The 19037-nt window shown below is 55.7% G+C and carries 16 protein-coding genes; 11 read left to right on the forward strand and 5 right to left on the reverse strand.

The features are described from left to right. The first annotated feature begins 10 nt into the window (after positions 1–10). From VGJ94_00730 to VGJ94_00775, 10 genes are all read left to right on the forward strand, one after another. A complete protein-coding gene (locus tag VGJ94_00730; protein ID HEY3275117.1) occupies positions 11–895 on the forward strand; it encodes a CheR family methyltransferase in 885 nt (294 codons plus the stop codon). Continuing rightward, on the forward strand, positions 892–1440 hold the full coding sequence (locus tag VGJ94_00735) for a chemotaxis protein CheD (GenBank protein ID HEY3275118.1): 549 nt from the start codon (positions 892–894) through the stop codon (positions 1438–1440). The genes VGJ94_00730 and VGJ94_00735 overlap by 4 nt, the downstream gene beginning before the upstream one ends. Positions 1441–1705: 265 nt before the next feature. Continuing rightward, positions 1706–3223 carry an ATP-binding protein gene (locus VGJ94_00740; GenBank protein HEY3275119.1) on the forward strand — a complete coding sequence of 506 codons (1518 nt, stop codon included), beginning with the start codon at positions 1706–1708 and terminating at the stop codon, positions 3221–3223. Next, positions 3220–4611: a sigma-54 dependent transcriptional regulator gene (locus tag VGJ94_00745; GenBank protein ID HEY3275120.1), complete on the forward strand. Its 1392-nt coding sequence runs from the start codon at positions 3220–3222 to the stop codon at positions 4609–4611. The genes VGJ94_00740 and VGJ94_00745 overlap by 4 nt, the downstream gene beginning before the upstream one ends. Positions 4612–4818: 207 nt before the next feature. Next, positions 4819–6078, forward strand: coding sequence for an ABC transporter substrate-binding protein (locus tag VGJ94_00750; GenBank protein HEY3275121.1), 1260 nt, complete (start codon positions 4819–4821; stop codon positions 6076–6078). A 22-nt stretch (positions 6079–6100) separates the two neighbouring features. Continuing rightward, positions 6101–6967, forward strand: coding sequence for a branched-chain amino acid ABC transporter permease (locus tag VGJ94_00755; GenBank protein HEY3275122.1), 867 nt, complete (start codon positions 6101–6103; stop codon positions 6965–6967). Positions 6968–6970: 3 nt separating this feature from the next. After that, on the forward strand, positions 6971–7981 hold the full coding sequence (locus tag VGJ94_00760; protein HEY3275123.1) for a branched-chain amino acid ABC transporter permease: 1011 nt from the start codon (positions 6971–6973) through the stop codon (positions 7979–7981). After that, entirely contained in the window at positions 7978–8745 is a 768-nt protein-coding gene (locus VGJ94_00765) for an ABC transporter ATP-binding protein (GenBank protein ID HEY3275124.1), read from the forward strand. Before VGJ94_00760 ends, VGJ94_00765 begins: the two co-directional genes overlap by 4 nt. Before the next feature lie 2 nt (positions 8746–8747). Beyond that, the gene (locus VGJ94_00770; protein HEY3275125.1) at positions 8748–9494 is read left to right on the forward strand and encodes an ATP-binding cassette domain-containing protein; all 747 of its coding nucleotides are present in this window, start codon (positions 8748–8750) and stop codon (positions 9492–9494) included. A 9-nt stretch (positions 9495–9503) separates the two neighbouring features. Next, positions 9504–11165 carry an AMP-binding protein gene (locus VGJ94_00775; protein ID HEY3275126.1) on the forward strand — a complete coding sequence of 554 codons (1662 nt, stop codon included), beginning with the start codon at positions 9504–9506 and terminating at the stop codon, positions 11163–11165. 87 nt (positions 11166–11252) lie between these two features. On the opposite strand, the gene VGJ94_00780 is transcribed toward VGJ94_00775, so the two are convergent. The 5 genes from VGJ94_00780 to VGJ94_00800 form a co-directional block, all read right to left on the reverse strand. After that, positions 11253–13265 carry a hypothetical protein gene (locus VGJ94_00780; protein HEY3275127.1) on the reverse strand — a complete coding sequence of 671 codons (2013 nt, stop codon included), beginning with the start codon at positions 13263–13265 and terminating at the stop codon, positions 11253–11255. Next, a complete protein-coding gene (locus tag VGJ94_00785; GenBank protein HEY3275128.1) occupies positions 13249–13377 on the reverse strand; it encodes a hypothetical protein in 129 nt (42 codons plus the stop codon). Before VGJ94_00785 ends, VGJ94_00780 begins: the two co-directional genes overlap by 17 nt. Before the next feature lie 279 nt (positions 13378–13656). Beyond that, a complete protein-coding gene (locus VGJ94_00790; protein HEY3275129.1) occupies positions 13657–14103 on the reverse strand; it encodes a hypothetical protein in 447 nt (148 codons plus the stop codon). A 54-nt stretch (positions 14104–14157) separates the two neighbouring features. After that, complete coding sequence (locus VGJ94_00795) at positions 14158–14313, reverse strand: hypothetical protein (GenBank protein ID HEY3275130.1); 156 nt, start codon at positions 14311–14313, stop codon at positions 14158–14160. Positions 14314–14689: 376 nt separating this feature from the next. Continuing rightward, entirely contained in the window at positions 14690–17029 is a 2340-nt protein-coding gene (locus VGJ94_00800; protein ID HEY3275131.1) for a PAS domain S-box protein, read from the reverse strand. Positions 17030–17223: 194 nt separating this feature from the next. Between VGJ94_00800 and VGJ94_00805 the strand changes: the two genes are divergently transcribed. Beyond that, complete coding sequence (locus tag VGJ94_00805) at positions 17224–18732, forward strand: AMP-binding protein (protein HEY3275132.1); 1509 nt, start codon at positions 17224–17226, stop codon at positions 18730–18732. Positions 18733–19037: the final 305 nt, after the last annotated feature.

A 19037-nucleotide genomic window follows, 5' to 3' on the forward strand; every position in this document is an offset into this window, starting at 1 on the left:
ATCCTTAAAAGTGACGGTTCGATCAGCAGCTGACAGGGTTACGGGTGCGCCTGCACAGGGCGCACCCCTCAGTTCCGGGGATTTTGTGAGACTGAGCAGCCTCATCTACCGAAAATGCGGCATCAAAATGGCGGAGGCCAAAAAGACAATGCTGAAGGCCCGCCTCCACAAGAGGCTGAAGGCCCTTAATTTCGTGACCTTTGAAGAGTATTGCGCCTATCTTTTCAGTGCCGCCGGCATGGAGCGGGAGCTTGTTCCCATGATCGACCTGGTGACCACGAATAAGACGGATTTCTTCAGAGAGTCCGACCATTTCGATTACCTGATCAATACTGTTCTTCCGGAATTACTCGACCACAGCGGCGCCGGGATCGAGGAACGGCTTCTCGTGTGGAGCTCCGCATGCTCCTCCGGTGAGGAGCCTTATACCCTCGCCATGGTGCTCAATGAATTCGGCTGGACTCGTCGGGGTTATGACTACTCCGTGCTTGCCACGGATATCTCGACCCGCATGATCGAGGCGGGAAAAAAAGCGGTTTACGAGGAGGAGCAGGCCGCGCCCATCCCGGCGGAGCTGAAGAAAAAATACCTCCTGAGAAGTAAGGACAGGGCGCGACAACTTGTGAAGATAGCGCCCCTCATACGGTCCAGGGTGGAGTTTCGCAGAGTCAACCTTATGGATGACCATTATGACATCAAAGAGGCGGTCCACATAATTTTTTGCAGAAACGTGATCATCTACTTCGACAGGCAGACCCAGGAGCGGCTCATCACGAGATTGTGCCGCTACCTTAGAAGCGGCGGTTACCTCTTCATGGGCCATTCCGAAAACCTTCACGGCATGAACCTCCCCCTCATTCAGGCAGGTCCGACGGTTTACAGGAAAATTGCGTGAAGGCGCCCCGGACGGAGCTGCCCCTCTTATACCTTCAGCCGGGGGAGCTCTATTTCTCCGAAACACCGGTACGGGTAGCCACCGTCCTCGGCTCCTGCGTTTCGGTAACCATGTACTGCGCCCGTCTTGTGATCGGAAGCATTTGCCATATCCTTCTGCCCCGGTGCCGCCGCAAAGCATGCATTCCAAATTGTGAGGATGCCTTCCGCTATGCGGACTGCTCCATTAAAGCGATGATCGCATGGTTCATCGATAAAGGGGCGTACCCGGCAGAGCTGGAGGTAAAAGTGTTCGGCGGGTCCGACATTCTCGTGACGGGTCCCGACAGGCGCAATGTATCCGTGGGAAAGCAGAATATAGAAGCCGCGAGGCAAGCCCTCCTTCGGGAAGGGCTCAAGCTCCACGCGAGCCATATCGGGGGAACCTCCGGGAGAAAAATCATATTTTCCACGCAGACAGGTGAAGTACTGATGAAGCGGATCAGAAAGACCGTGCATATAGAGGAGGACTTATGCCGGCGGCAGGCCTTAAAACAAGAATACTGATCGTCGACCCTTGTGTCCGGAGGGCCTTAAAGGATGTCCGACGGCGGCCTGGGAAATGAAAGAGATGAGGGAAACAGGGGCTTTTACCATCGCCCGGGACGAGGTTCCTGCGTGGTCTTCGGGAGGCCGGAGAGGCGATTCTGCCTGGGAGGAGTGGTCCCGGTCCGGACACTGGATACAATCGGAAGAGCCGCAACCGCGGAGTGCGAACGAGAAGTTGCCATAATCACTTGACATTTTCTTTTCATGGGCTATTATCACTACTATGGATCTTTCGGAGATCCTCACTGATTTTCGCAGGCAGATCATTGAAACGTGGGTGGACCGCCTCCATGGCGCGGTGAGTGAGAAGTATAGCCGAAGGCCTGTCGCGGAGCTATTCAGCACCGTGGCCGCGGCGAATGACGCGATCCACACCGCTCTGGTCCATGGCGACAGGTCGAGGGTTGATGCCCATATCGAGTGGATTACCAACATCAGGCTCGAAGGGGGTTTTTCCCTCTCCGAGGTGCAGCATGCCTACGACCTTTACCGGACCGTTCTGGTGCCTATCCTTCTCCACCAGCTTGAGGGGGAGGACCTGCGGGATGCCCTGGAGCGGACGAACGACTGCCTTCTCTACACGATAAAGAAATTCAGCAACTATTATCAATCCCTCCATGAGAAAGAGATCAGAGAGCATGCCCAGGGCCTCGAGCGGGAGGTGGAGAAGAGGACCAGGGAGCTCGGGGAATCGGAGTCGAAATACAGGGTCCTCGTGGAAGAGATCAATGACGGCTACTTCGTGAATCAGGCAGGCCATATCGTCTTCGCCAACCAGGCGTTCTGCGACCTCCACGGCTATGAGCCCAATGAGATCGTCGGGAAGGCCTATACGGAGATCGTGGCCGCCAAATCCCTTCCCACGGTGCAGAGGCTTTACGAGAAAAGGATGACTGGCGAGGATACGGACGACCTTTACGTCTATCTGCGCCGTCACAAGAACGGCGATGTCCTGCCTACGGAGAACAAGGTGAAGAGGATTCTCTACCGGGGCGAATTTGCCGTGGCAGGCATCTGCAGGGACATTACGGAGCGCATGGAGACGGAGAAGAGGATCAGGGAATCGGAGCGTCTCGCCCATATCGGAAAGCTGACCACATCCCTTGCCCATGAGATCAGAAACCCCCTTTCATCGGTCAAGATGAACAGCCAGATTATCCTCAAGAACGCGGCCCTCGACGGGAACAACAAGAGACGAATGGAGATTATCGTCCATGAAATCTCACGCCTCGAGCGGATTCTCGATGAGATGCTCGATTTTGCCAGGCCTTTAAGGCTAAACCTGCGTTCCCTTTCAATAAACACGGTGATGGATGCCTGTCTCGACGTCATGGATGAGAGGATCAGGGAAAAGGGGATCACCGTGAAGAAGCGGTACACAGGGACTGTTCCCGAGACGGGCCTCGATCAGGAAAAGATCGAGCAGGGATTCATCAACGTCCTTCTCAATGCGATCGATGCCCTTACAGAAGGGGGAAATATAGAGGTCGCCACGGGCAGGACCAGGGGCAGACCCGCGGCGCTCAGGATCGACATCACCGACGACGGACCCGGCATCAGCAAGGAGGACCTCCCTTATGTGTTCGACCCCTTTTTCAGCAACAAGAAAAAGGGCACGGGGCTCGGGCTTTCAAATGTCAAAAGGATAATCGAGGCCCACGGAGGGACAGGGACCATAACCAACGTAAAACCCCATGGAACCCGGGTGAGCCTTACCATACCTCTCAAGGAGGCAACGTGAAGGAGAAGCGGATCCTCATTATCGATGACGAGCGGGCGCTCCTCGAGTCCCTGGAGATGTTTCTCTCCGAAAAAGGGTATGCCACGGCCTCAGCCATGTCCGCGGCCGAGGGGTTGCGCCAATGCACCCTTTTCGATCCCCATGTCATTATCCTCGACATAAGGCTTCCCGATATGAACGGTCTCGACGTGCTCCAGACGCTGGTCGGCCAGGGCAGGAAGAATATTATCATCATTACGGCCTTCCACGATATGGATATCACGATCAAAGCGGTCAAGCGGGGGGCTTTCGATTATATCGCCAAGCCGCTCGATGCCGACGAGCTCGAGCGGGCGATCGACAAGGCCCTGAAATCACTCGATACGCCGTGCCGCTGCGACGACCTCGCCGTCGATTGCTCCCTTCCCTACGCGGAGGGCAAGCTGGTGGGGAGAGACAGGTCGATGAAAGAGATTTTCAAGACCATCGGGGTCCTTTCGGATAACAGGGTCACCGTCCTTATCGAGGGCGAGACGGGAACGGGCAAGGAGCTGATCGCCCGGGCGATCCACTGCAACAGCCCGTACAAGCACCACCCTTTCCGGGCGATAAGCTGCTCCACCATCGTGGGGCCCCTCCTGGAGAGCGAGCTTTTCGGCCACGAGAAGGGGGCGTTTACGGGCGCCGTCACGGCCCGGAAGGGGAAATTCGAGCTGGCCGGAGCAGGGACTATTTTTCTCGACGAGATCGGGGAGATCCCCTTCGAGCTTCAGTCGAAGCTCCTCCGGTTCCTCCAGGAGAAAGAGATCGAGCGCCTGGGGGGAGAGAGGAAGATCAAGTCTGACGCGCGAGTGATCGCCGCTACGAATAAAGACCTGTGGAATATGGCGGAATCGGGGCTGTTCAGGAAGGACCTCTATTACAGGCTGAGCGTTGCTACCATCAAAGTGCCCTCTCTCAGGGAAAGGAAGGCGGATATTCCGCTCCTGGTAGCCCACATTCTCCGGCGCATCAACCGGGACCTCAGAAAAGATATCACCAAGGTAGAGGAGAAGGCCATAAGCAGAATGAGGACATATGACTGGCCGGGAAACGTGCGGGAGCTGGAGAACGTCCTCACCCATGCGGCCATCAAGACACAGGGCGATTGCATTATGGAAGAGTCGGTGGGTCCCATGCTCGGCAAGAAATCAACACCTCATCCGGGTCGGGAGACGGCACAGGGTATTGAGCAGAGTCTCGGCGACGTGGAGAGGGAGCATATTATCTCGATCCTGAACCGCACCCACTGGCATTTCGGCAAGTCCTGCGCCCTTCTGGGCATCACCAGGCCCACGCTACGCCAGAAACTCAAGACCTACGGTATCACCGGGTCTGCCCCCGGACCTGTCCAAAGAAAGGAGATGTGAAAAATTCTTTCAATTTTAGATAATATTTTTCATCACACCCACGCATTTCCTCACATATTACTACCTTAACCCCTCGTAATCAGAAGAATATCCCTTATGAACCGATAGTGGCACAACTATTGCTCCCGTGGTCATGATGCGGCTCACGGCATAGGGGAAGTGTGGAAAAAAGAGATTTAAAGAAGGTCAGACAAAAAAGGGGGCATTATGAAGCGAGCAGGTTTCTGTGCGATTGCATTGGTCCTGGTTTTTTGCGCGGTCCCGTGCTTTACCGGCGCGGCCGAGAAACCGATCATCATCGGAGCGCCCTTATCCACCGCCTTTCTCTACGGTTGGGATGCGGAGCGGGGGGTGAAGCTCGCGGTGGAGGAGATTAACAGCGCGGGAGGGGTCAACGTGGCAGGGAAAAAGCGGCCCTTCCAAGTGGAGGTCATCGATACGCGCGATCTGGAACCAGGCGTCCCTGTGAGTGAAGCGCTCCTTGCCCTGGAAAAACTGGTTCTCGATAAGAAAGCGGATTTTATCATAGGAGGACCCATCCGTTCGGAGGCGGCCCTTGCCGCCATGGACCTCCTGTCGAAGTACAAAAAAGTGAGCATCCTGACTACCGGCGCGCTCACTCCCCTCTATCACAAAAAAGTGGAAGACAACTACAAAAAATACAAATATTGCTTCCGGAACTCGAGCCACTCGGGAGTCATGATGACCGAGTTCGTCACCCTTCTCGAAGGTATGAGGAAAACGAACGGCTTCAATAAGGCCTACATCATGGTCCAGGATGTGGAGCATGCCCGCAAAGGCGGCGAATTTATGAAAAAGGCCTTGAGCGAGAAGGGGTGGAGCGTAATCGACCTGAAGATTTATCCCACAGGGACGGTCGATTATTCCATGGGTCTCCATGACGCGGGGAAAAAGGGCGCCCAGATACTCTTCCTCTGGATGGACATGCCCGAGAGCGCCGTGCTCCTCAAGCAGTGGAGTGACCTGAAAATGAAGTCGATCCCCGTAGGGTTCGTGAACGCGGCGGAGCAGCCGGGGTTCTGGAAGGCCACATCCGGCAAAGGGGAGTACCTCATCGTGAACCTTGTCAACGGAGGCAACGCGCCGGCAAAGATCACGCCGTGGACCATGAAATTCGTGAATGCCTACAATAAAAAATATGGTCTCGAGCCCGAAGGGTACGGCACTTCATCGAGCTATATGGCGGTCTATCAACTGAAAGAAGCGATCGAGAAGGCGGGAAGCATCGATGCGGAAAAGGTGATCCCGGCCCTCGAGAATCTCGATATGGTAGGCGTCTACGGCAGGATGCGCTTCGACAAGAAATCGCACCAGATAATCTCATCCATGGACCCCAAAGAGGGCGCGGTGACCTGTATCCTCCAGTGGCAGAACGGGAAGCGGGTCCAAGTCTTCCCCGCCTCCGTCGCGGAAGGCAAGATCCTCCTGCCCCCGTGGATGAAGTAGGCATATTGAAAGGGGGTTACCCATGGAAATCCTCATATACGGCATCATCAACAGCATTGTACTCTCCCTGCTCTCCCTCGGCTTCGCGCTCGTCTACAGTATCTCGCGACTGCCGAATTTTGCCCATGGAGCGCTCTACATCACCGCGGGCTATCTCGTCTGGATCTTCCTCAATAAGGCGGGTCTTCCCTATGTGGTCTCCATACTGCTCGGCATCGCGGCGACAAGCTTTATCGGGGCCATGATCTACCGGTTCATCATCATGAGGATAAGGGGTATGGAGATCTCCGAGATCATCGGCACCTATGCCATCGGCCTCGCAATCATCGAAGGTTTGCGGTGGGGAGGGCTCCGGGGCATGACCTATACCCTTCCCGTCTTTATCAACGGCTCCACGACCATCGCGGGGGTGGCGGTCGATTACCAAAGACTTTTGATCGTGGCGGCGGGGATTCTGACCTTTGTCCTCCTCTTTCTCTTTACCCGCTTTAACAAGATCGGCCTTGCCCTGCGCGGCATCGCCCAGGACGAAAGGGCGGCCATGATGCTGGGGATCGATTCGGACATGACCGCCATTATCTCACTCGCCATAGGCTCCGGACTCGCCGCCTTCGCCGCGGTCCTGCTCCTGCCTCTCGGCAACATCGTGGTGGAGCAGGGGTATAACGTGCTCATCTTCGCGGTGGCGGTCTGCATCATAGGGGGCCTGGGGAGTTGGAGCGGGACTATCGTTGCCTCCTTCATCATCGGCTTCGCCCAGATCCTCACCGAGACCCTCGTCTCGACCCATTTCCTCATGGTCGTGGCCCTTCTCGCCATCATCGTAACGCTCCTCGTCAAGCCTTCCGGCATATTCGGGAAGCAGAAGCAGCTCGAAGAGAGGGTGTAAGCCATGGAAATGACACGAAACGAAAGGATCGACCGGGGACTCAAGGTGAGAACCGAGGGTATATACGCCATTTCGTCATTCGAAGAGATCGGATACCTTGTGGGACCGAGGCTGCTGCTTATTGTAGGGGTGCTGGCTTTGCCCCTGGTCCTCGAGCTCGCACCCTACTGGAAACGGGTGGTCAATATCATGTGCGTCTACGCCATACTTGCCCTGGCCTTTGATTTTCTGGCGAATTATGTGGGTCTCGTCTGCCTGGGCGGCGCCCTGTTTATCGGCGTGGGGGGCTATCTCACCGCTATATTCAACGTCTATCTCTCCTTGCCCATCTTTCTCTCCATTCCGCTGGCCACCGTGTGCGGCGCCGGCGTCTGTACCTTACTCATCTTGCCGTGCCTTCCTTTGAGGGGCGTCTATTTTGCCATCGTCACCCTTCTTTATCCCATCCTCCTGTCGAGAATCATCGAGGCTTTCGACATCCTCGGGGGGACGAACGGCATATCGGGGGTCGACAGCTTTCCGGGAGACTACACGGAGCAGTATATGATCATCATCGTCATGCTCCTCGCCCTCTTCGGCATGAGGCGGCTCGTAAACGAGGACCTCGGCCTCGTGCTCCGGGGCGTCAAGGACAACGACCAGTCGGTGAGGGCCTCGGGCATCAACGTGACTTCCATGAAATCACTCGCCGTATTCATCGCCGCTTTTATGGGGTGCTTCAGCGGGGCCTACATCGCCCATCTCTACATGTGGGCGGGCCTCTCGCTCTTCGCCCTCGACTTCTCCATTATCCCTATCGCCGCGGTGGTGATGGGCGGGGGAGGAACCCTGGTGGGGGCCGTGATAGGCTGTTTCATCCTCGTCCCCCTCTCTGAATTCCTGAGGTTCTTCGGCACCTTCAGGATCGTGATCTATTGCGCGGCGCTCACGGGCTTTATCGTATTCAAGAGCGAGGGGCTCATGGTCTATCTCCAGAGGAAGTACCACCAGTTCGAAAGGTTGGTGAAGGTATGAGCCAAACCGTCATTCTCTCCACCCACGGTATCTCCAAGTCCTTCGGGGGCTTAAAGGCCCTCATGGACGTCAGCTTCGACGTGTACCAGGGCGAGATTTACGGCATCATAGGGCCGAACGGCTCGGGCAAGACGACGCTGATCAACTGCATTACGGGGTTCATCAAACCGGACGCGGGACGGGTCGCGCTCAGGGACGAGGATATCACCCGATGGCCCGCCCATAAGATAGCCCGCATCGGCGTGGCGAGGACCTTTCAGATTATGAGGCCCTATTATTCGCTGCCCGCCTACAAGAACCTCATCATCCCCCTGTGGTCTCCCCGGGCGAAGAAACTCGGAGGATGGCGCGGGGGAGGCAGGCACGGCGACAGGGACACGGTGGCAGTCGACATACTGGAAGAGATCGGCTTCGAGCGAGATTCGAGGGTCCCCTATAAGCTGGCCTCCACGCTGCCCACGGGATATCAGAAGAGGCTCGAGCTGGCGAGGTGCATGGCGCTCAGACCCGATGTGATTTTCTGCGATGAGGTGTTCTCGGGCTTGAGCATGAGCGAGATCGCCGGAATGCTGCCGCTCATAGAGAAGCTCAAGATGGACGGCATCACCCTTATCATGGTGGAGCACAGACTGAGAGAGCTTTTCAGGGTGGCCGACCGGGTAATGGCCCTCAATTTCGGGGAAAAGATCGCGGAGGGAGATTACACGGAGGTCATCCAGGATAAACGGGTTAGGGAAGCCTATCTCGGAAGCGAGGAGGTGTAGCCATGTTTGAAGGCCGCGAACTGATGGTATTCTACGAAAACATGCTCGCCCTCAATAACGTGAGCCTCGCCTGCGAAGAGGGATCCATCATCGGCATCTTCGGGTCGAACAGCGCGGGGAAAAGCACCCTCATGTACGCCCTCTCCGGGATTATCATCGATATCAGAAAAAAGGAAGAGATGCGCGGCGGAGAGAGGATATCCCTTTACGGGGGCGTCTTCCTCGACGGGGTGGATATCACAAAAGTCAAACCCCACGAGAGGGCGAGGCTCGGCATCGTCCTCTGTCCCGAGAGGAGACGCATCTTTCCCGAAAGCTCGGTCCTCGAGAACCTGAAGATCGGGGCCTACCTCTCCACCCGGAAAGAGACGAAGGAGAACCTGGAATATGTCCTCGACCTTTTTCCCAGGCTGAAAGACCACCTCTCCCGACAGGGAGGGTTCTTGAGTGGAGGGGAGCAGCAGATGCTCGCCATCGGGAGGGCCCTCATGGCCCATCCCAAGATACTCCTTCTCGACGAGCCGCTCCTCGGCCTCTCGCCGGCCTACCAGGATATCGTGGTGAATGGGACAAGGGCCATAAGGGACACCAAGGGGATTACCATCATCGTGACGGAGCAGTACGCCCGGCCGGTGATCCCCATCATCGACAGGGGCTATATTCTGGAGAACGGCTCGAGTGTGCTCTCAGGGACGAAGGAGGAGCTGCTCGACAACCCGGATGTAAAATCCGCATATTTTGGGGTATAAAGGAGCCTGATGATGGAACTCTACAAGGAAGAATATACCTTTTCCCGTTTTGACGAGATGTGCGAGAAGGAGCCGGGAAACACGGCACTCTATTACCTGGGGGAGCGCTTCAGCTACGGAAGGCTGACCATGCTCATCGACCGGTTTGCCGCGGGCCTCGCGAAGATCGGGGTCAGGCCCCAGGACCGGGTCATGCTCTACATCCCCAACTGCCCGCAGTGGATCATCGCAAATTTCGCCATCAACAAGATCGGTGCGGTCATGGTTCCCGTGTCGCCCATCTATACGGCTTATGAGATCGAGTACATGATCGAAGATGCGGACATAAAGACCGTGATCTGCCTCGACACGAACTTCGTCTACATCAGGGAGGTCATGAGAAAGACCCACCTCGAGCGCGTCATCATCACCAACCTCGTGGAGCTGATCCCCATGTGGAAACAGGTGGTGGGACGGCTCTTCGACAAGATTCCCCATGGAAAGATAGAAAAAGGCAACGAGGTCTACTCTTTCTGGCAGCTTATCAAAGAGAATTGGCCGAAGCCGCCCAAGATCGAGATCAATCCGTGGACGGACCTTGCCTATATCATGTACACAGGAGGCACCACGGGTTTTCCCAAGGGGGTGCCGGGAAGTCACATGGGCGAGGTCTCCTATATCAGGGATATCATGGGGGACCTGCTTCCGGGCCACATGACCGAGTCGAAGGAGACGGTGCTCATGGTGAATCCCCTTTTCCATATCATGGCAAAAGGCTTCACCATCGCCTTCGGGTTCAATTTCGGGAACAAGGTGATCCTCATGCCGACCCCCGAGGTCGACCCTACCCTGAAGGCAATAGAACGGTACAAGGTGGGGTGGATGCTGGGCGTCCCTGCCCTCTACCGCATGATCCTCGAAAACGACAGGGTCGACCAGTACGACCTCTCGTCCCTCAAATTCTGCTACTGCGGGGGAGACGTATTGCCTGCCGAGGTCTACAAAACCTGGAAGGCGAAATATGGGGTGCCCATCTATCAGGTCTATGGGTCGACCGAGGTGGGCCACGTGACCTACAGCCTTCTCGATAAGGAGCCGAAGCCGACCGTGGTGGGCTCACCGCTTCGGTCGAGGAAATGCATCCTGGGCGATCAGGTCACGATGGAGCCGGTGGCGCAGGGCGAAGTAGGCGAGCTTATGGTCACCTCGCCCTATACGATCAAGAGCTACTGGAAAAAACCGGAGGAGACGGAGCGCTCCTTCGTGGCCTTAAACGGGGACATCTATTACCGTATGGGCGATTTCATGAAGATGAACGAGGACGGGGAGCTCGAGTTTGTGGAGAGGACGGCAGATACGATCAAGTATAAGGCATACCGTATATCGGCCTCCGAGATCGAGGCGGTCCTCCAGGACCACCCGACGGTGATAGGCGCGTGCGCGGTAGGCATTCCCGACCCGCGGGTGGGCGAGCGAATCAAGGCGATCGTGGTATTGAAAGAAGATGCCAAAGGCGTGGGCAGCAGCGAGCTCACGAAATGGTGCAGGGACCGCCTCGCGCCCTATAAGATCCCCCATTACATTGAGTTCAGGGATATGCTGCCCAAGTCGAAAGTGGGGAAGCTCTTAAGGAGGGAGATCAGGGATGAGGAGAAGAGGCGGCTCCAGAAGGAGAAGAAAGTCCATGCCTGAAATGGCTTAAGTTAAAATGTGACGGGGCGCGGCAGAATTTTTTTCCTGCCGCGCCCCGTCACGTATGGGAAGTTTTGACCGGTTTACTTATTGGATTCCCTTCCCCGTGAGCGTCACCGTCGGAGAAGCGGCGGGGTCGTTGGAGGTGAAGGTAATCTGGGCGGTCTTGGGAGCATCAGACGCAGTTGGCGGTTGAAAGACCACCTTAAACGTGCATGTCTTGTTGGCCTGAAGGGTAGCGCCGTCGCACGTGTTCGCCGTAAGGGTGTAATCCGGGGTGGCTCCCGTAAGATTCACGGAAGCGATTGCCAGATTGGCGAACCCTTTCGTCGTCTTGTTCCGTACGGTAAAGAGGGCGGTGACCGATTTTACGGTGCCTGCCTTTACACTTCCGAAGTTCCTCGTCACCGGGGCGACCGAAAGGGTGGGGTTGGAAGAGAAAACAGCTGTCACTGACTTTGAATTATCCATGGTCACCGCGCAGGTCGGTCTCGTACCGGAACAGGCCCCTCCCCATGTCTCGAACACGTATCCCGTGCCCGCCCTTGCGGTGAGGTTCACAATTTTGCCGGTCTGGAACGCCTGGGCACATTGAGCGCCCGAAGCGGTGCAGTTTATGCCCGGGGGGCTGCCCTTTACGGTACCGCTTCCTGTTACCCCCACATCGAGAAAGCGCGGGACGGTCCCTGTCCCAATGCTCACATTGGTGAAATAGCCCATTGCCGTCCCGTCCACCTCAGGCCGGGTGATGGCGCTGTAGAGGGCCTTCATGGGCCCTTTGGCAGGGACGGCGCTCACTAGTAATTCAGAGGGCACCACGAAGGAGCCGGTCTTGCCGCCTCCCGCAAACACGAATTTTGTTCCGTCCCAGGTTACGGAGAGTCTGTAGGAGCCGGTAATCGAGACGGCGCCCAGCTCGCCCTTCGAGATCTCCTCCTGGTCATAATCGGTCGAACCTACGAAACGGGTTACCTTCCAGCGGCATATTTTGCTCCCGTCCGCCATGGATTGGAGCCGTACGAATGCGCCGATATCGCCGATATAACCGTCGCCCAGGGTGCCGTCGTTAAAAAACCGGCCCCCTACGCCGACTATGGCATGACCCAGAGTATTTGTGGTGTAGTCGAGTATGGGGGCCCGTACAGTCGCCTGAATGGCCCATACGGAGTCAGGGTCTTTTATCGGGAGGAGGTTCGCGGTATAGGTGGCGGAGTCCGTGGTGCCCCGGGCCAGCAGGATGAGGTGCCTGTCGTCGGCCTTGAGCTTCCTGACAAACTCGTAGGTAGTCCATTTGGACTGGTCGATCGGATCGGACCCAAAGTCGTCGTAGAGAACGTAGCCGCCGGGGCCGTTTGCATAGACGTTGTCAAAATAGGCGGCGATATAGGCCTCCTTGCCCGCATTATTAGACACACGCGTAAGGAGCCCTTTAAACGAGGAGTTGGGAGGGTTTCTCGTCCCGCCGGGCGTGAAGGTGTGAGTCTCGCTGTTATAGGTGAAGGTCATCGTGGTGCCGTCCCACTCGATGGTCACGGGGTAGGGAGTCCCCACCGTCACGGCGCCGTCAAAGGCGCCCCCTTGCAACACTTGGGTTTCCGTGCAATCCGAGTTGGTGAATCTCACCACGTTCCAATAGAGAATCTGCCCGCTCTCGGTGTAGGAGGGATTCCCTATCCCCACCTGGCCGAGTACATCGTTCGTGCAGTCGGTGGAGTCGGAGCTGTTGTAGAAGATTCCCCCCACGGCGGCCATGGTATGAGGACCATCCCCGGTGGTCGGATTGAAATGGTCCTTGGGAGTAATGGTCGCCCCGAATTTCGTCTTTTCCGAAGGATTTACGAAGGTGAGGGCGCTCAACACCGGCTGGGTCGAGAGGGCGGCGCTTCTGACGCCGAGGTGCATCCTCCCATCGCCGGTTTTCATGTCAATGACACGCACATTCTCGTAGGAGAGCCACTTATCGGATTTGATAAGCTCGCCTGTCATTGTATCATAGGGCGTCAGGGCGAACGCTTCCAGGGCCCCCAGGGTGAAGCCGGCGGTCAGAATAAGAACAAAGCAAAAACACACGAATCCATTGATCCTACTGCCTCTCATCATCATATTTTCCTTTTGCAACAAGATAGGGCTTTTCTCCACAGATGAGGCTGTTTTTCCAGTTAATGCAGGCATGGTAAAGCGTCTCGGGTAGTTCGTCCATCTTCCGGATCATTTATTGCCCTCAAGGGGGACACCTAATACTACACCTAAATATCTCAAAAGGAAACTTATAAAACAATTCGCGGAATGTAACTAATCCGTCTCCGGCAAGAAAGAAGGCATTGGTTAAAAGGAGCAGAGATGACAGGGCTTGGAGCGGGAACTTTGCGAGAATTGTGATGTATGTGAAAGTGTCTGGTTCGTAATTGCTCCGATGAATTTTCCTCCGAAGAAAGAGGTTCAGGGAGAGGAGGCCTTGACCCTTAAGGCCGCTCAGGCTCCGGGGTCGTGCCTATCCGTTGCTTCCGAGCCTGAATTCGTAGGCTTTCAGCTCTTCGGCTACTCCCGCACGGACGAGGAAAGTGTCCACCAGATCGCGGAACTCCAGGGCTGTCTCTTTTGCGGCCTCATAATCCTTTGCGTTCCGGGTGGTCTTTGTATAATTTACTTCCGCATAAATAAAGATTATATAATCTATCTTGTCATAACCGGCATCGCTGTAGGCGAGGTGGTCTCTCGCCACCACGAGTCGGTAGGGAACACCGGTGCGGCGCCACACAAAGGTCTGCCCCAGGAATATGGCCTTTCTCACCGAATCCAGGGAGGGCATGGTCACGCCGTTCGGGCCGGTGTCGACATTGGCCCATTCCCTAAAGAGGCGCAGTATCTCGAGGTAAAGTTTCCCCTTTATGTCGTCACGGGGGGCCGCCAAATTGGAAAGCTTCACCCCGAAGGGCACACTTCTCTTCCCTTGCGGCTGACTCCGGTCTTCCTTCGCCTCGAGCTCCTGTGCCTATTGAAATGATTCATCAGCGGCGGCTGCTGCAACGACAACTTCCGCAGGTGATATCTCACCCGTGTCCGAAGACGATATCTTTTCAGAAGAAGGCGCTTGAAATTCTATTTCTTCAGGAGTAATTGCCATTACACTCTCTGCGATTTTTTTCATATCAAAAATTCACCTTTGCCTGCAGTGGGGCCTGATATTCCGGTCATAAGCCCTTTCTTAAACTACGCGTCGATTCTGAGTGGGGCGGCAAATTCTGAGATCATCTTCTTTGTGCCTCATGTATTCGAACCGGATGTGACCCCTAACGCGCGTATTAAGGGCCGGCTACACCGCGTAAACCGCGATGGGACGAAAGGCATGGGACGATGTAATGCTCGCTCCCGGATTCTATTATATCATATTGACCGAGCTGAAGAAATATCGGGCCCTTCCGGAATGAAGATGTCTTTGATAATAGACCGATATTATTATAATTTATTCGATAAGCCCCTTCCTTTCCTGCGGATCCCCTATAGAAAACCAGTACTGGCGGGGTTTACCTGTCGAGAATCTCTCTCACCTTAGCAAGCATCTCGTCGGGGGCGATAGGCTTGGAAATGAAATCAACCTCTTTCGTCTCGATCCCCTTATCGAGCACCACGTCCCGCGTATAGCCACTCGTAAAAATTACCCTGATGCCGGGATTCACGGTCCGCGCCTCATCCCATACTTCCCGTCCGTTCTTCTTGGGCATGACCGAATCGAGGATCACGAGGTCTATGCGCTTTGTGGTCCTGATCCGGTCTACCGCGTCCTGACCGTCTACTGCCTCCAAGACCGTATATCCATATTTTGTGAGTATGCTACGGATAAGCCGCCGTACATCCCCGTTATCTTCAGCGACCAGAATGGTCTCATTTCCCCGCCGTAATTCGGGCGGCGCAGGCTTCTTTTCAAAAGTCATCGACTGCAACGCAGGAAAATAGAGACGGAAGGTCGTCCCCGCGCCCGGCTCGCTGTAGACGGTGATGAATCCGTTATGCTGTTTCATTACCCCGTAAACTGTGGAAAGACCGAGCCCCGTGCCCTTGCCAAGCTCTTTCGTGGTGAAAAAAGGGTCGAAGATTTTTTCCTGCGTTGCGGCGTCCATTCCGAGGCCCGTATCGGAGACGGAAAGGCGGGCATACATACCGGGGGCGCCGTAGCCGTAGGCCTTGATGAAATCTTCATCCAGCTCCACGAGCCCCGTCTCGATCGTGAGGGCGCCACCCCGCTGCATGGCATCCCGCGCATTCGTGCCGAGGTTGAAGAGGATCTGCTCCAACTGGGTAGGATCAGCCATGATCACTACATCTTCTGCGGCAAGAATGGTTTTGAGCTCGACGTCCTCGGGAAGAAGCCTCTTCAGGAGCTTTTCGGTTGCCTTGATCTCCCGGTTCAAGTTGAGAGAGGTGAGGCTTACGGGCTGTTGCCTGCTGAAGGCGAGAAGACTTTTGGTAAGGTTGGCGGCCTTTTCCGTGGATGCAAGGATAGGATCTATGTAGGATCTCAAAGGGCTCGTATTTTCAACCGCCATTTTGAGCAGAGAGCCGTATCCTGAGATTACGGTCAAAATATTGTTAAAGTCGTGGGCGATCCCTCCGGCAAGGGTACCTACGGCCTCCATCTTCTGAGCTTGGCGAAGCTGGGATTCCAGTCGTTTCTGGCTTGTGATGTCATTGAAAATCGTGGCGAACCGACCTTTTTTGGGGGAGAAGGCGGAGACATGGAAATCCCTCTTCATGCTCTCGTGGCGCGCCTCGAAGCTGTAAGACTTTCCCGTGGCTGCTACCGTTGAATAGATCGAAAGGTAAGGAGGTCTACCGCCCCCATAGAGATCGCTTGCGAGACTGCCCACTGCGGTCCTGCGTGTAATGCCCGTATGCCTTTCATATGCGGGGTTCACGTCGATGATGCGGTAATCGACGGCCCTTCCCGTCTCCCCATAGACCATTTCATGGAGCGCGACTCCTTCGGCCATATAACGGAAGAGGGAGTGGAAACGCTCCTCGCTCTCCTTCAGCGCTTCTTCCGATAGTCTTCGCTCGGTAATGTCGTGACTGAAGGCAACGCTCAGCTCCTTCCCCTCACGGACGAGGTAATTCGCCCTTACCTCGATGGGATATTCGGTCCCGTTTTTCCTTTTATGAAAAGTCTCGAAGGAGAGGGCTCCTTTCCGCCTCAGTCTTTCCCAGAATTTGCGATGTACCTCGGGAGTATATGCGCGGTCGAGATCGGAGATGGTGAGCCCGAGCAGCTCATCCCGCGAATATCCGAGCATCTCGCATTGGGCGTCATTTACGTAGGTGAGCCTGCCGTCGGGGGAGATCACGTGGACCGCCTCGGAAGCCTTGTCCATGATAAATTGTGCAAAGCGAAGGGTATCTTCCGCCTCCTTGCGTCCCGCGATATCGCGAACCGTGCCCAGGACGAAATCCCTGCCCCCGATGGTTGTCCGTCTGAGGCTCACTTCCACCCAAAAGAGGCGCCCTGATTTATGCTTCGAAAGCCATTCGAAGAGTTGGGGCTCCCCTGCTGCGGCCAGGCGGACCCTCTTATGGGCCTCTTCATCCGTATAAGGCGGCTCTCCTGCGCTCGAGTCTCCCGCCTTGAGCAAAAGCACCTCATCGTGGGGGTAGCCGTACATTTCACAGGCGCGGAGGTTAACGTCCACAAGGGCCCCGGTATCGCATTCGTGAATGAATACCCCATCATTGATCGAATCGAATATGATTCGCAGGCGCTCGTTATCCTCCCTCAAATCCTGCCCGGTATCGCGATTCTCGAGATCGGCAATGTGCCTGCGGGCTACGGCCAGCTCTCTTTCAAGCCTCTCTATTTCTTCTTTTTCAGTCATGCCGTCCCTTTGGGATTGATAGTTTAGAATAATATAACGCATATTTCATGTTTTTGCCTTCCCCTATTTATTGACATGATTCATGGGCCATGATAGACATTTTAGCATACAGATTATTTCTGGAGGCCGAAAGTTGGATCAGGGGGAAGCCCTGCCAATACCGGTCTCGTAAAAACCATTCAAGGAGACTCGCCATGAACGTCGCTACGAATCTTGAGGCATCTGCGTATTTTTTCCCGGATCGGCCGGCTATACGTGAGGGCAAGCTGGAACTCACCTACGCCTCACTTAATCAGCAGGCGAACAAGGCCGCAACGGGCCTCATCAACCTTGGCGTTGCACCCGGTGAGCTCGTGGCCATCTGCGCCGCAAACTCGGCCCAATGGGTCACCTTCTATTATGGTGTCCTCAAAGCAGGGGCGGTAGCCGTGACCCTTTCGAGCGGCCTCACGCCCGACGAGCTGACACTCCTTCTCAATCATGCGAAACCGCGCATCATCTTTGCCGATCCATTCAGGCTGGGAGATCTGAAGGGATCGAAGGCCCCCGCAACGATCGAAAAAGTGATCTGCCAGGGCGGCGATATAGATTTCGAGGGGCTTCTGGCGACGGGCTCGGCGGATTTCAAGGCCATCGACAGGGACCGGGCGGATACGGCGGCGGTCCTTTATACCGGAGGGACCACGGGCATGCCGAAAGGCGTCATGCTCACCCATGAAGGCATCAATTTTTCCTACCGCGCGGTAGCGGCAAGCGAGCGTACTACCCAGGACGACTGTGCCCTCTGTTTCCTTCCCTTCAACCACGTTTTTGGTCAGAACCATATCATGGGATCGACGATCCACAGCGCAGGGTGCGTTGAGCTCATGCCCGCCTTCGATGTGGAGCCCGTCCTGGAGGCGACCTCGTCAGGCAGGGTCACGAAGTTTTTTGCCGTGCCCACCATCTATGTCCGTCTCCTGACCGTCGAGAACCTGAAGGCGAGGCTCGGCAAACTCCGCTACTGTTTCTCCGCAGGGTCGAGCATGCCCCTCGAAGTAGTGAGGCAGTGGAAGGAGAAGACAGGGATCACCATCTCGGAGTCCTACGGCATGACGGAAGGGATTCCCGTAACCTTTAACCATCTATACCCGGAAAAGCACGTAGTGGGCTCTGTGGGCACCCCGGTCCATGGTATGGAGCTGCAGATCAGGGATGCAACGGGTAAGGTGCTCGGAGAGGGCCAGGAAGGGGAGATCTGCTTCAGGGGCAGAAATGTAATGAAAGGCTACCTCTATAACGAGGAAGCAACGGCGGATACCTTCTGGGAAGGCGGGTGGCTGAGATCAGGCGATATCGGCCTGTTCAAGGAAGGGAATTATTTCTATATAGTCGATCGTCTAAAAGACCTGATCATCACCGGCGGAGAGAACGTCTACCCGAGGGAAGTGGAGGAGATCCTTTACACGAGACCGGAGGTGCAGGAATGCGCGGTAATCGGGCTGCCCGACCCCCAGTGGGGAGAGAAGGTAGCAGCCGTAATGGTGGCAAAGGAAGGCAAAACAATAGTGAAGGATGAGCTGAAGGCATACCTGAAAAGCCGTCTCTCCCCATTCAAGGTCCCCAAGGAGTACATAATAGTGGAAGAGCTCCCGAAGAGCCCCGCAGGCAAGATCCTGAAGAGGGAGATCAGAAAGCGCCTTGCGGAAGAGGCGAAAAAGTAGGGAAATATCTGAGGCAGCGGGAGTTGGAAAGAGCAAGATCAAGGGTCAGGCATAATGCCTGACCCTTTGTTTTCTTGGTGTCGACTTCGTCGACCGGCTCCTGGCACGAGACGAAAGTCCCATCTGCACCACTATGGTCCGCTCGGGTGCTCTGCCGTACATTCAGTACGGAACCCGTGAAGCAATCACTTTCCCCGTGGCTCTGTTTCCTGATTTTAGGGGATTTTTATAGGGTAATCAGTGAAGAAGTCGCTCTGCCTATGGTGACATATCCCTCCTTCTCGTGGTCTGTGAGGAGTTCTACT

The organism is Syntrophorhabdaceae bacterium, from assembly GCA_036504895.1.
Lineage (GTDB): Bacteria > Desulfobacterota > Syntrophorhabdia > Syntrophorhabdales > Syntrophorhabdaceae > PNOM01.